At 46.1% G+C, this 14,295-nt stretch carries 11 protein-coding genes; 3 read left to right on the top strand and 8 right to left on the bottom strand.

The features are described from left to right. Nucleotides 1–15: 15 nt before the first annotated feature. From LX99_RS01495 to LX99_RS01460, 8 genes are all read right to left on the bottom strand, one after another. A complete protein-coding gene (locus tag LX99_RS01495; protein WP_170122596.1) occupies nucleotides 16–2,265 on the bottom strand; it encodes a tetratricopeptide repeat-containing sensor histidine kinase in 2,250 nt (749 codons plus the stop codon). Nucleotides 2,266–2,435: 170 nt separating this feature from the next. Then, on the bottom strand, nucleotides 2,436–3,116 hold the full coding sequence (locus tag LX99_RS01490; RefSeq protein ID WP_109605766.1) for a YoaK family protein: 681 nt from the start codon (nucleotides 3,114–3,116) through the stop codon (nucleotides 2,436–2,438). Nucleotides 3,117–3,122: 6 nt separating this feature from the next. Then, on the bottom strand, nucleotides 3,123–3,596 hold the full coding sequence (locus tag LX99_RS01485; protein ID WP_109605764.1) for a Dps family protein: 474 nt from the start codon (nucleotides 3,594–3,596) through the stop codon (nucleotides 3,123–3,125). 11 nt (nucleotides 3,597–3,607) lie between these two features. Beyond that, nucleotides 3,608–4,045, bottom strand: coding sequence for a DoxX family protein (locus tag LX99_RS01480; protein ID WP_022829606.1), 438 nt, complete (start codon nucleotides 4,043–4,045; stop codon nucleotides 3,608–3,610). A 13-nt stretch (nucleotides 4,046–4,058) separates the two neighbouring features. Then, nucleotides 4,059–5,978 (bottom strand): amidohydrolase, encoded by a 1,920-nt coding sequence (locus LX99_RS01475; RefSeq protein WP_109605761.1) that lies wholly within the window; start codon nucleotides 5,976–5,978, stop codon nucleotides 4,059–4,061. 8 nt (nucleotides 5,979–5,986) lie between these two features. Next, nucleotides 5,987–6,739 carry a M17 family peptidase N-terminal domain-containing protein gene (locus tag LX99_RS01470; RefSeq protein WP_109605759.1) on the bottom strand — a complete coding sequence of 251 codons (753 nt, stop codon included), beginning with the start codon at nucleotides 6,737–6,739 and terminating at the stop codon, nucleotides 5,987–5,989. Nucleotides 6,740–6,759: 20 nt separating this feature from the next. After that, nucleotides 6,760–8,130, bottom strand: coding sequence for an alginate export family protein (locus LX99_RS01465; RefSeq protein WP_109605757.1), 1,371 nt, complete (start codon nucleotides 8,128–8,130; stop codon nucleotides 6,760–6,762). A gap of 54 nt (nucleotides 8,131–8,184) precedes the next feature. Continuing rightward, on the bottom strand, nucleotides 8,185–8,817 hold the full coding sequence (locus LX99_RS01460; RefSeq protein ID WP_022829610.1) for a hydrolase: 633 nt from the start codon (nucleotides 8,815–8,817) through the stop codon (nucleotides 8,185–8,187). Nucleotides 8,818–9,086: 269 nt separating this feature from the next. Here LX99_RS01460 and LX99_RS01455 point away from each other — a divergent pair, with 269 nt between their 5' ends. The 3 genes from LX99_RS01455 to LX99_RS01440 all read left to right on the top strand — a co-directional run bounded on the left by LX99_RS01455 (nucleotide 9,087) and on the right by LX99_RS01440 (nucleotide 14,188). After that, nucleotides 9,087–10,862, top strand: a complete 1,776-nt coding sequence (locus LX99_RS01455; protein ID WP_245927819.1) for a sigma-54-dependent Fis family transcriptional regulator — start codon at nucleotides 9,087–9,089, stop codon at nucleotides 10,860–10,862. Between the two features lie 139 nt (nucleotides 10,863–11,001). Next, nucleotides 11,002–11,775 (top strand): alpha/beta hydrolase, encoded by a 774-nt coding sequence (locus LX99_RS01450; protein ID WP_211318935.1) that lies wholly within the window; start codon nucleotides 11,002–11,004, stop codon nucleotides 11,773–11,775. 277 nt (nucleotides 11,776–12,052) lie between these two features. Next, nucleotides 12,053–14,188, top strand: a complete 2,136-nt coding sequence (locus LX99_RS01440; RefSeq protein WP_170122595.1) for a histidine kinase dimerization/phosphoacceptor domain -containing protein — start codon at nucleotides 12,053–12,055, stop codon at nucleotides 14,186–14,188. The last annotated feature ends 107 nt before the right edge of the window (nucleotides 14,189–14,295 follow it).

The following is a 14,295-nucleotide window of genomic DNA, read 5'->3' as shown; positions in this document are numbered from 1 at the left end:
ATGCCCGACAAACGGTCAGGCTAATTCGTTTTCTAAGTTATTAAATTTCATGGCCTTAAAAGTGACGCAAACTCTTAAGCCATTATTGTTTTTCAGCATAAAGTCGCCGTCAAGTTGCTGGCTTAAGCCCAACATCAGGCTCATACCCAGCGAGCTGGTATTATAGGGGTCGAAGTTTTCGGGCAAGCCCGGGCCATTGTCGGCAACACAAAGCAGGTATTTGCCGTCTGCCACCGGTTCAAGGCAAATATCAATACGCCCGCGCTGCTCTCCTGGAAACGCATATTTAATAGCGTTGCTTATGGCTTCGTTCAGGATCAGCCCCAGCGGTACGGCTTGTGCAACATCCAGTTTCAGAGGAGCCACCTTAATCTCCATCACCACATTTTTGTTCCGGCCAAAACTATCACTTAAATATTCAACCAGCTCCCGGATATATACCGCCATATCAATGGTTGACAAATTTTCGGACTGGTACAATTTCTGGTGGATCAGCGACATGGTTTGCATCCGGTGCTGGCTGTTTTTAATGGCCTCCAGCGCGTCCTGGTTATCCAGGTAAGCCGATTGCGTATTCAGCAGGCTGATCACGATCTGGAGGTTGTTTTTAACCCGGTGATGAATCTCTTTTAGCAACCATTCCTTTTCTTGCAAAAGCCTGATCAACTCATCGTTTTGGCGGTTGATCTGGGTTTGTTTGCTGGTGAGCAGTTTGTTGCTCTTGTTTTTTTCGTTGTAACGGCTGTACAAAAGGCCTGCAAACATCATTACAACAATTAATCCGCCTATAACAACATTACGAAGTATGGTTTCGTTACGCAGGCGGTTTTGCTGCAGCTGGCCTTTTTGCCTGAGCAGCAGGATATCCCTGTCTTTATTATCAACATCAAACTGGAACTGCAAAATTGAAAGTTGCTTTTTCAGGTCCAGATCTTTGATCGAATCGCTTTTCGATTTGTATTCCTGGTAATGCTGCAGCGCTGAAACAGGTTTTCCCGACGCGGAATCGATTTTTGCCCAATTTAGTTCATTGGTGGCAATTGTTGTTAAATTATGGCGAAGCCTGGCCAGGCTGTCATTGGTTTTTAGATAAGGATAGGCCTTATTGAATGCTTTAGTCAGGAAATAATATTTGATAATGGGTTCGTTTACAAATGGGGCATAACCAAATTCTTTTCCGAAGTCCGGGTAATAAAACAGCAACGAATCCACAAACCTCTTCGCTTTGGGCAGTTGCTTCATGTCCATATATATCTTTGCAAAAAGGGATAAAGCGGTTATCCTGAGCCGGGTGTTATCGCCGGGCGGATATTTTTGAACAACCTCAGTTAACGTTGCGAGCGATTGTTCAGGCCGTTTAATCCCCATCATTAAGATGATCTGGTTAAATTTAATTTGTTGCACGGCATCTGTTTGCTGATACCGCAGCGCAACATTAAGCGCTTTTTGATAATAGGCATAGGCCTGGTCATATCTCTTTAGCCCGTTATAAGTGATGGCCAGCCTGTTATAAATTGTACACAGCTGCATGCTGGTATCTCGTACCTGTTCTGCTGTTTTAACTGCCATAAGGCCGTATTTTAAAGAAAGAACGTCATTGCCGGTGCGGGCATACAAATAGCCCAGCAAATCGTAAACGCCCTGTAGTTCCTTAAAACCAACAGCCTTGTATAAAGCCAGCGACTCCTCCAGCAGCTTTAACGCTTTGGGGTTATCAGCCTGTAAATGGTAATAATCTCCCAGCGATTTTAACGCGCCTGCCTGTTCCATTTTAAAGCCGCCCTGCTGATACAATGGTATGGCTTTTTCCGTGTACCTGATCCTTTCAGCAAGGTCGCTGTTTTCAATACCGTAAAAATTAGCGATGGATAAATAGGCGTCTGCCGTCTCCTTGAGCAAATGATGACCCTGAGCAAATTGAAGCGCGTTTTGCGCTGTTGCCATAGCTTTGCTTTTATTGCCCGTTTCACTAAAAACCTGGCTCTCCAGTATCAGGCTTTTACCTACGCCTGCATTATAGTTTAGCTTTTGGCTCAACTGCCTGGCCTGTCCGCTCAGCAGCAAAGCGCTGTCCAGGTCACTTTTAAATTCGCCGGGCTTATTTAAATAGAACTTGCCAAGACCTATAAGCAAGTTAACTCTCGTGGTATCCTGCCCGCTGCCCTTCAAGCCCTCCAGTATGTTTTTCAACTTTGCCGGTTGCGAACAAACAGCTGTGGCCGTTAACATCATTGCCGCCAATAAAAAGATTTTAACCCGCCTCATGTATAAGTTCCTATCAATTGCCGTCAAGAAGAATACCATTGCTTAACCAGCTGTTAATCTTTAGTTTATATACAATCCTGTTAGGGAGCGATGGCGGCATTTCGTCAATTTGCGATAAAAGGTTTTTAATTTAAGGCCGTAAAAGATAACGGCCTTAAACTATGTCACGATTAAACCGTGGTAACAGGCTCGTTTTTACCTGTGCTGAAATAACAAATAATCATACCGGCTCCCGGCAAAACAATCACCGTAAGGCCAAAGTGCTTAGCCAATAAAGCCCCGGCCACGCATCCAAAAAGGAAACCGCCGATAGTAACACCTTGCTTTTTAAGGCTCTCTATCGATATAAGGTCCTTAAATGCCGAACCTGCGGATTTCCCAAGATCAAGCGAAAACTGGGTTACGTTGCCCGTCATCATGGTTGTTGGCCCGAATGTTTCTTTAGCATACAATTTACCGAAGGCATTTTGCAGCCCCATAGCAAATACCACCAGCATCACCACCAGATAAGTTTGCAGGGTTAGCGCGGGGGTATGCACAAAAAGTTCGGAGATGATGCCGCTCAGCAAAAGCACCAGCCCTTCGGCAAGCAATATTTTGTAGCGGTTTACCGATCTTGCCGCAATTTGCCCGCCAATGATGACCGAGAGCATAAATACCGGGAATGTAAGCAGTTTTACCCAGGCCTGTGCATCCGTACCTTTGATGATCTGGTAAGCGAACACGATAAAGTTACCGGTTACATGAGCGGAAAAAATAGAACCGGCAGATACAAAGGTTACCGTATCGCAATAACCCGCCACGGCGGATAAAATAAGTGTTACAAACCAGATATTGTGTTGATTTTCCATGTTGTTTTATTTTAAGTGCGACCTGAGCATCCAGGCCATCTTTTCGTGTGTTTCCATCAGGCCGGTTACGTAATCGCTGGTGCCGAGGTCTTTCAGGTCATTGGCGAAAATATTAATGTCTTCCCTCAAACGGATGATGATACTTTCATGGTCATTCAGCAACTCGGTAATAAAGCCCGCGCCGTCATTTTTGCTGTGTAATACTTCGGATAGGTGGGTTAATTCAAGGAAGCTTTTTAAAGTAGCCGGCGCGTAGTGGCCAAGCGAGCGGATGCGTTCGGCCACGCTGTCCATAATCTCGTCCAGTTGTTCGTACTGGCTTTCAAAAAACAGATGTTTGGTATGAAAGTCAGGGCCTTCAACATTCCAGTGGGCGTTGCGGGTTTTGGTATAAAGCACATACTCGTCGGCAAGGATACTGTTCAGGGCGTGGGCCACTTTGGCCAGGTTGTCTGCCGATATTCCGATTTTTGGTTCCATGGTTAATGTATTTAAATATTAAAGAAATGATTAAAAATTAATTGATCAAATGAGATGCTGCCAGGACCTGTGGCCAGCAGCAATAAAAAGCAAATGGTATATACGTAAGGCACGTCGCGCACCTCAATCGAATCGTGCCGGTGTACCACAAAGTAACCAACAGCGGTTACACCTATGGTTGGCAACACTGCTACGCGGGTACATAAACCCAATATTACCATCAGCGGCACAACGGTGTCTGAAAGCGTGGCTACCAGGTTATTGATAGCCTGGGGCAAACCCAGCGGGTTAGGTACAACTTCGGGCTTACCATCGTTACCCCTGAATTTTTTCATGCCATGCACCCTGAAAAGTTCAACAGCCAGCAAAATCCGAAACGCGAACATGGCCCAGTTAGCTACCGGCGTACCCAGGTCTGAGTAAAGCAGGTGTTTAATAATATCGTTCATAAAAACAACTCCGTTAAAATGCGAAACATGAACAGCCCAACGCGCCCCAGAATGCTGTATAATCGTTTACCGGCAAATTACTCATGCGGGCCTGGTTGTGGTCGTGCCCGTGTACCCGGCAACTCCCCATACAACTATGTACCGCGTTGGCTATCTGCTGCTGCATTAGCGTTTGGTCGGCCTTGCGTTTTTCGGCTTGTGCCTGGTGGGTATTGGCCGGCGCTAAATGGTTGCTGCCGGGAAAATAACCGTTATAAATTTTAGTGGGCGACCAATCTGGCAGGATCGGGATGGGCGGCGGGTTATGGGATGAAAACGCTCCTTTAGCATAAACCACTTTACCACCCAAAATAGTCATGTCCGCTTCTATCGCTTTAATCTGTTCTTCGTCAACGCTGAAGTAATCCCTGTCAAGCACAGCTAAATCAGCCAGCTGCCCAACTTTTATCGCGCCTTTTTTCTGCTGCTCGTTCGAGAACCAGGCGCTTCCCCTGGTGTAAAGTTCCAGGGCCGTTTCGCGGCTAAGCCTGCCTTCCTCATCGTAAATTGTTGTGCCGCCAAGTGTTTTGCCCGATGTTAACCAGTACAGCGCCAGCCAGGGGTTATAACTCGATACCCTGGTAGCATCGGTACCGCCGCCCACAGGTACGCCCATCTCCAGCATTTTTTTAACCGGCGGGGTTTGCAGGGCCGCTTTTTCACCATACCGGTTGGCAAAATATTCGCCTTGAAAAACCATCCTGTCCTGTATAGCAATGCCGCCGCCCAATGCTTTAACACGCTCTATATTTTTTTCGTGGATAGTTTCGGCGTGGTCGAATATCCAGGGCAGGCCGTTGAATGGGATCTCGCGGTTCACTTTTTCAAAAACGTTTAAAAAGCGGGTAATGCTTTCGTTATAAGTGGCATGCAGCCTGAAAGGCCAGCGGTTTTCAACCAGCAGGCGTACAACGCGTTCCAGCTCATCTTCCATTTGCTCAGGCAGTTCATGGCGTGGTTGTACAAAATCTTCAAAGTCGGCGGCAGAGAATACCAGCATTTCTCCTGCACCATTGTGCCTGTACATGTCATCGCCCTGGTAAAGTTTTACTGTTTTTGTCCAGCTTTCAAAATCTTCCAGCTCCTGCTTGGGGCGTTGGGTAAACAGGTTGTAGGCTATCCGTACGGTGAGCTTGCCTTCATTGTTCAATTCGTCTATCACCCGGTAATCATCGGGGAAATTCTGATAGCCGCCGCCCGCGTCAATTACGCTGGTGATGCCAAAACGGTTCATTTCGCGCATGTAATGCCGGGTTGAATTTACCTGGTGCTCGTATGATAATTTAGGGCCTTTAGCCAGGGTTGCATACAAAATAAGGGCGTTAGGCGTGGCAAGGATCAACCCGGTGGGTTCACCTTTCGAATTCCTTTCAATGTGTCCGCCCGGCGGCGCGGGTGTATCTTTGGTATAGCCTACAGCTTTAAGGGCAGCCCGGTTTAAAAAGGCCCTGTCGTACAGGTGCATGATGAATACCGGGGTGTCCGGCGAAAGTTCGTTGATCTCGGCCAGGGTTGGCAGGCGTTTTTCGGCAAACTGAAATTCCGACCAGCCGCCAACCACCCTTACCCATTGCGGCGATGGTGTCCGGTCAACCTGCTCTTTCAGCATCCGCAAGGCATCTGCCAACGAGGGTACGCCATCCCAGCGCAGTTCGAGGTTGTAATTCAACCCTCCCCTGATGAGGTGCGTGTGCGAATCGTTGATGCCCGGTATTACCGTTTGTTTTTGCAGATTGATGCTGGTGGTGCCTTCGCCGGCCAGTTTCAGCACTTCAGCATCATCGCCCACGGCAACAAATTTACCGTCGAGTATGGCCACCGCGGTGGCAGAGGGCTGCTTAGCGTCAACGGTGTGGATCTTACCGTTAAACAATACCATATCGGCTTTTTTCATATCGGTAATTATTGTTTGGTTGCCAGGTAAGCCTTAATAGCCGCTCCTGAGGGGGCGAAAAACGCCTGGCCGGCCAAAAGGGTAACTTTGGTTAATGGTTTATGGGCAGATAGTTTTTTGCTTACCAGGTATTCTTCAGTTTCATAAGCTTCCAGCGCGCCCTTAACCACGTTAACTGCTACCGGGCCGGTCGGCGAATCGATCCCTGCATCTTTCAGGTCGCTTGCATGCGAGTAGCTGCTTACGCCCAACCTCAGCGCTTCGCGCATGCCTACCCGGCCTACGTTGGTCATCAGTTCGGGTGTAAATTGATTACGATCGCCCAGGCCTATCAGTAATAGCTTTTGTGCCGGGATGCTGCCTTTGGGTGGGGTGATCAGTAAAGTTTCGAGTGCGTGGCCGGCAAATTTTCCGCTTTTACGTAAATCGGTAATCAGGCCATTTAGCGCCTCATCTACATGCAGTAAGCCGTTTGCCGCAGCCGGTAAAGCTTGTGGGCTGGTCATGTCGCCTTCGGTATATTCAAATACACACACTATTTGTAAGGGGGTGGGCTGTGCCGAAGGGCTTTGCACTTTGCCTTCAATAGCTATACCATCGGCCTTACCTAAAATTGCCGATGTATTTACCGCGGCCAGCTGAGGCGAAGCGTTTTGCGCCAAAACGCCCGAACTTAAACCAATAAATAACAGAGAAGATAATACGGTTGCCTTAAGACGGCCTTGCCAGATTCCGTTGGCGGGTGTAGATGATTTGAACATGATGTTTTTATTATTAGGTGTTAAAATTTAAACGTGAATTGCATGTTGTAAAACCAGGAGTTAGCCGTGGGCTTCACCACATCCTGAATAAAAGCCCCTGTGCGGAAATATTGCGCGCCGCTGCTCAGGGTAAAAAATTTACTGAACCTGTATTCGGCGCTGGCCAGGTAGGTTGTGCCAATGTACTTTTTATTTGAAGCCGCGCCGGGCAGGTTAAAATTACCGCTTGGCCTGTACAAGCCGTCTTGTGTGGAATAGCGCCAGTTAAACACAACATCGGCTTGTAAATCCAGGCGGTTAAATATATTATAGGTAGCGTAGGGATGCAGGTCAATTAAGTTGGCCGGGCCAATAAGCGGGTTAAACCCAAAGTAGCCGCCACGCGGGTAAAGCGGATTGAAAGTTTGCAGGTTTCCATCCCCCTTTTTAGCATCCCCGGAGATATAATCATTCCTGAGGTTGATGCTTGGCATGCCTTTTACTTTATCAAACACGTAACCAAAATCAATAGCCAATGTCCAGGCGTTAATGTTACCCTTACCAAAGCTGCCAAACTGGTATGCCCCTTCAAGGTTGTAAATAAACCCGCCGCCGTATTTCCAGTAACGGGTGGCAAGGGTGTGCCGTGTCTCGTTGGCTATTCCTTCTTCAAAGCGCTTGTTGTCATTTTTTACGCCGAGATAGTAAAAGTCAAAATTTCCGCCTTTGGGTATGATCAGGCTTGAATAAGCGCCCCAAAGGTTTAACTGATGCGTTGGTTTATTATCAAAAACACCGGGGTTAACATTGTCGGCCATCATGGCAAAGCCATCCAGCACAAAGTTTTTAGCCCGGTACATGGCTTTGGCGCCCGTAAAATATAATCTTACGTTAGTGCCTTCGCGTACTGAAATCAACCGGCCGGTGCCGTAATTTAGTTCCTGCCTGCCGGCTCGTAATGAAAAACTTTTATCGTCTTTTTGCCATACTTTTAATTCGGCAAACAGGTTTTGGATATTGAGTTTATCTTCATCAACAGGTGCAGGGCCGTACTTGCTGCCGTTTTCAAGCGCGCTGTTTATTTGCGCGAAGATGCGAAAGCTACTGCCCATTTGCAGGTTGGTATTCAGCGAGTAACGTTGCAAAAAGCTGTAGTTATAACCCTGACCGGCAATCCAGTTCTCGTCAATTTTTGAGGCGTATTCATACCGGATCTCGCCGCCTGCAGAGAGGTAGACGCTGCGGTTTGCCGATAACCCTATATATTTGATTTTATTATAAGCGCTATGAGTGGTATCCGTTTTCAGCGCGCTATAATCCTCGTCAAAACGCATCAGCTTAAACGACTGTGCCAAAGCCTCGCGGCAATTGAACAATGAAAGAATAAGTAGCGACAAAACGATTTTTTTCACGGAGTTTGAATAAGTACAGATAAATAGGATTTGCAGCAACCGCAGCGCGGTTTATTAGTGCGCCAGCATACGGTGCGCGTATTGGATGCCAATACCGTAAGCGCCGCCGTGTTTCTTCATCAAATCGGTAACGGCCACATAGGTTTCCTGGCGGGCCCAATCGCGCTGAAGCTCCAGCAGGTATTGGATAGATGTTACCGGTTTAACGCCGGTGTGGATCATACGCTGAATGGCGCGCTCATGTGCTTCTGCGCTTACATCACCGCAGGCATCGGTAATAACATAAACTTCGTATCCTTCGCTAAGCGCGGATAAAGCCGGACCAACAATACATACGCCGGTCCATAAGCCTGCCAAAACTATTTTCTTTTTACCGGTGCCGGTGATGGCTTTGTAAGCGGCTTCGTCTTCCCAGGTATTCATCGAAGTTCGGTCGATGTAATTTGAAGTAGCTTGCGGATAGTACTCTTCAATTTCGGGGAATACCGGACCGCTGAAGGATGCTTCGGCTACGGTGGTAACGATGGTTGCTACATTGAAGATTTTCGACGCGCCTGAGATAACAGCCGTGTTGGTACGCAGTTCGGCTATGGCGATGCTTTTGGTGGCAAAGCCCATTTGTCCTTCAAAGTCGATCAAAACCAATACGTGGTTGTCAGGAGTTAGTAAGTCTGGTGATGGTTTCATAAAATAAAGTTTTGCAGGCTTTTATTCATGAACAATGCCAGTAAATTAAGAAATTGATAATGAGGTATTTGTGAAATATCCGGCGACTGAAAATTGATGAAATATCGTGATTTTACGACTTGCCCGGAACCGTGGCGGTTATAAGTTAGCTGCTACGTACCAAAAAATAGGTTTTTTGATCAGTAAAAAGCAATATATTCGCCATATTTGGCACACTACCATCTTCTTTTTATATACTGCAGCAAGTATCATTTGAAACAGGCAAGCATATGCATGGCACAATCCAATCTCTTTCTTCCCGTATAAACAGCCCATCCGGTTCAAACGCCCCGGTTCACCTTGAAGGCATACCCTTACTTGGCAGCACGCTCGGGTTGGCCGAGCTTCTGGATATCGTTTTCAGGAGGCTGCACCCGCTTTTTTCAATAGATTGCGCGGCGCTGTTAATTTACGATGAAAAGATTACAGTGATCAGCGAAGCTTATGTTTCAACCATTGCAGATGGTATGGATGAGCCGCGCACAGCGGTGATCAATCAGCCCTGCGAACTTAAGGCTGCACAAAAAACTGTCGCCGAATTTTCGTTTCCGGTAATTAAGTCGAAAGATGAGTGGCTGGAAGAAGAAAACCAAAATCATTGTCTTATTAATGGTGAGGCTGGTTACCTGTTTCACTGTTATATTCCGCTTGAGGTGGAAAACAAGATTTTAGGGACACTGGAATTGCATAACCACGCCCGGGATTTTAGCGCTGAGTGCCTGACGTTTTGCAGCAACATTGCCGATCTGTTTGCTGATATTGTTTTTTTTACCCGGCAGCGTTCGCAACAAATCAACGTGGTATCTCCAACGGAAAAATTGAGCAGGCCGTTTAACCAAGATGATGAGGCCGGACCTGAAGCAGCCGCTACACAACTTTTCGAATTGAACGAAAAATTGGCCGTGTTAAACGAAGCAGATACGCTGGAGGACTTTTTAAATAAAGCGGCCGACTTGTTTCCGGCAATGAATGCGAGTTTTAAATTACAACTGGAGGAGTTCCGCGCTTTTAGCGAAAAGCAGGAAACAGGAAGCATCTATACAGGCCAGCAGCAAACAAGCTCGGGTAACTACCCGCAGATTATTGGAGCTGGGCCAAAAATGAATAAGGTTTTCGCACTGATGGATCAGGTAGTTCAGTCCGACTCGACGGTTTTGATTACCGGAGAAACGGGAACAGGCAAAGAACTGATCGCCAAAACCATACATGCGGCATCAGCCAGGAAAAACAACCCGATGATCAGCGTAAACTGTGCCGCCATACCGGCTAACCTGATAGAAAGCGAATTGTTTGGCCATGAAAAAGGCTCATTTACAGGAGCGACTGAGCAACGCATAGGCAAATTTGAACTAGCCAATAACGGAACACTGTTTCTTGATGAAATTGGCGAACTGCCTTTAGAGTTGCAGGTAAAGTTGCTAAGGGCATTGCAGGAGAAAGAAATAGAAAGAGTTGGCGGCAAGGCCACCATAAAAACAGATGTGAGGATTATTTCTGCGACAAACAGGGATTTGATAACCGAGGTGGAGCAGGGGCGGTTCAGGCAGGACCTATATTACAGGCTGCATGTGTTTCCAATCAACCTGCCCCCATTAAGGGAGCGCAGCGAAGACATTCCGCTACTGGCCAACTTTTTTTTAACAAAGTTTGGTAAGCAGAAGGCCGGTTTCTCAAAAAAAGCAATAAAGCAAATGATCCATTATAACTGGCCGGGCAATATCCGGGAAATGGAACACCTGATACAGCGGCAGATTCTACTAAACAGCGGCCCGGTTATTAACGAAATGAATATCCCGGTAACCGGCAAAACAATGGTTAACGGGACGGGTACAAAACAGCAGATCAAAACCATTGAAGAAAATGAACGTGATCATATCTTCGCTGTACTTCAATTATGCAAGGGGAGGGTTTCGGGGCCACATGGCGCCGCTAAATTATTGGGGGTACCTGCTACAACGCTCAACTCCAAAATAAAAAAATTAGGATTAAACAAACAGCATTTTTAGCGCTATTAGGTTCATGGCTTTCATAAATTGACGGAATGCCGTAATAATGTTTAGTTTTGAAATGGTTGCAAATTATTGAAAATCAAAATTTTAAATAAAGGCATGTTTGTAGATTATCGCTATGGCAGATAATCGAAACATGAAAACAAAATTTACCATCAAAATGATAGCCGCTGCAGCAGTGGCCATTTTAGTATCAACAGTTAATCCGGCAAAAACGAGGGCGCAAGCTGCCGGTATTAAAAACATTGTTATTGTGCATGGCGCTTTTGCCGATGCATCAGGCTGGGAAGCTGTGTACAAAATACTGGTGAAAGACGGGTACAAAGTTACCCTGGTACAAAACCCCACCAGTTCGCTGGCAGATGATGTGGCAGCAACAAATTTCGCTTTGGAACGCCAGGACGGACCGGTGGTTTTAGTAGGCCACTCCTGGGGAGGTACAGTAATTACAGAGGCAGGCAAAGCCGATAACGTTAAAAGCCTGGTTTATGTAGCCGCATTCATCCCCGATGCCGGCGAATCAACGCTTGATCTGGTACAAACAGTTAAAGAACAACCCAAAGGTATCCTGCCGCCTGATGCTAAAGGAAATGTTTATTTAGGCAAAGCCACTTTTCAGGAAACTTTTGCCAACGGTCAGACAAAAGAAAAATCAGACTTTATGTATGATTCGCAAATCCCGCTCACTGTAAAAGCATTTACCGATAAGGTAAGCGTGGCAGCCTGGAAAAGCAAGCCGGTTTATGCCATAAAACCATCCAATGACGAAACTATTAATATGGGGCTTGAAGATACCATGTACAAACGCGCCAACGCGAAAGTTACCGGGGTAACAGGCGGGCACACCCTGTTCATGACCCAACCCAAGGCCGTGGCCGCAGTTATTGAAGCCGCAGCCAACGGAAAATAATACTTTGCCGCTTGGAGGCGGCATAGGCAACAATTTCATAAAAAACGCTCCTGCCGGTGAAGCTACGTCTTTGCACCGGGAGGAGTTTGTTATTTTTGAACACCGGCTTAAAACGGGTATTTAAATCGCTTTCAACATGAAAATCAGCTTCTGTAAAACTCAAAAAAGGATCATCATTTTAACGGGGCTATTATTTACAATTTTATCGGCCCGTTCACAACGGCACGATAATATAACAGAGCTGCGAAAAAATTTAGCTGTTGCAAGTGACGTGAAAATGCAGATTGATCTTTATTTAAGGTTGTCGGAGCAATATCTTAACAAACCGGGCGAACTGAAAGCAGACCTGGACAGCGCCATGCTGTTAAAAAATATTGCGCTAAATTTAAGCAGGAAGGAAAGCCTTGAAGCCGGCGAAGCAAGGGCGCTGTTACTGGATGGGAAAATAAGAAACGAAGCCGGCGATAAGAAAAAAGCGCAGGCCAGTGTAGCCGCAGCCCTGGTTTTTGCCCAAAAGCACAAACTGTTAGTTGAGCAGGCGCAATGCTACGAAGCGGAAGCCCAATTTTATGATAATGAAAACGAAGGCATTGCCCATAAACTTCAACTGGAGGAAAAAGCCACCCGGTTGTATCATGAAGCAGGTGACAGGGAAAAGGAAGCGACAGCGTTGAAATACACCGGCGACTACCTGCACTTAAGGGGCCGGGCATCGGAAGCCCTTACGGCGCTGGAACAGGCTTTGGCAATCTACAAACAGATTGGTTTCCGGGATTTACAGGGCGTTTATAACCTGATGGGCAATGTTTACACGCAGTTGGGAAATTACCATTTATCGATAAAATATGAACTCTTATCTGCCCAAACGGCTGAATCTTTAGGCGATAACAGTTTGCAGCTGAGTTCGATATATAACCACATCGCGCTAACCTACTATTTTTTAAAACAGGATAAAGAAGCGCTTTTATACTGGGAAAAAGCAAAAAACATCGCGCAAAAATATAATGACGCCGGGTATATGCAAACCATATTATCCAATATGGCCACATCATGGGTAAGGTTAAAACAATACCGGAAAGCGCTTGACCTGTTAGCCGTGATAGAACAAAAATACCCGCCTACCGAAGTACAGATGAAGCTGCGCATACCTTATATTTATTTTAATACCTATATGAGCATGCGCGATTATGCCAAAGCTGCCCCGTATTATCGTAAACTGCGCTCCTTTCAGGAAAAGCTACCTGACGACGATGCTAACCTCGTTTATCTGTACAGCTCGATAATCCGTTATATGGTTGTAACTAAAAATCTCAAAGAAATTTATCCTTTTTTAAAAAAACAGGATGATCTTCAAAAATCTACCGGCAATAACCTGTTCCGGTCTGAAAACCAGTTGCAATGGTACCTGGCCGACTCTACAGCCGGTAACCTCAAATCAGCCATCACGCATTATAAATTGTATAAATCGCTTTCCGATTCCGTTTTTAACGCTGATAAGGCTAACCAGATCAGCAGCCTGCAAATACAGTTTGAAACCGATCAAAAAGACAGGAATATCAAACTGCTTACCCAAAAAAATAACCTGCAGGCCGAAACCATCCGAAAAGATAACACCATAAAACAGGTTATTGCGGGCGCCGTGGCATTGTTGTTATTACTGCTTGCCCTGATTTATAACCGTTATCGTTTAAAACAGAAAAGCAATGCCTTGCTCCAGGCTAAACAGGAAGAAATTAACCGGCAGTATGATACCCTGAAGAAAGTGCTCAGCGAAAAAGAATGGCTGCTTAGGGAGATCCATCATCGGGTTAAAAACAACCTGCAGATCGTGATCAGTCTGTTAAATACACAATCGGCCTATATCAACAACCAGGATGCGATGGATGCGATACGAAACAGCCAGCACCGGATGTACGCGATGTCGCTGATTCACCAAAAACTTTACCAGTCCGACAGCCTGGCCACTATCGACATGAAGTGGTATGTGCATGAACTGGTATCGTACATGCGCGAATGTTTTGATATAGATAAAAACATCCGCTTCCTGATTGAGACAGATGAGGTTAATCTTGACGTAGCGCAGGCCGTTCCGCTTGGTTTAATCCTGAACGAAGCGGTAACCAATGCCATCAAATATGCTTTTCCCGACAAAAGGTTTGGTACAGTAAGCATTATACTGCAACGCGATACCGCGCATAATTGTACACTGATGATAGCGGATAACGGCATAGGCCTGCCCGAAGGGTTTGATGAAGGCAGCTTAAATTCGCTTGGTATGAACCTGATGAAGGGCTTGAGCGAACAACTTGGCGGAACGTTTACCTTAACGAGCGATAAGGGGCTTCATATCCACATAGCGTTTCCTTTAAATACGGCTATGGGCATTAATAGCGATGAGTTTGAAGCGGCTTAAAACTGTTTTCCGTATTAATTGGGGTCTCACACATTAGCCTGGCAGTTACCTGAATTAAGCCGGGTAACACTAATTGGGTGAATGGATTAAGTGAAATTGCCATCCCC

Source organism: Mucilaginibacter oryzae (genome assembly GCF_003148845.1).
GTDB lineage: Bacteria > Bacteroidota > Bacteroidia > Sphingobacteriales > Sphingobacteriaceae > Mucilaginibacter > Mucilaginibacter oryzae.
Note: the sequence above shows the minus strand (reverse complement) of the source record. Positions and strands in the feature narration are given on the sequence as shown.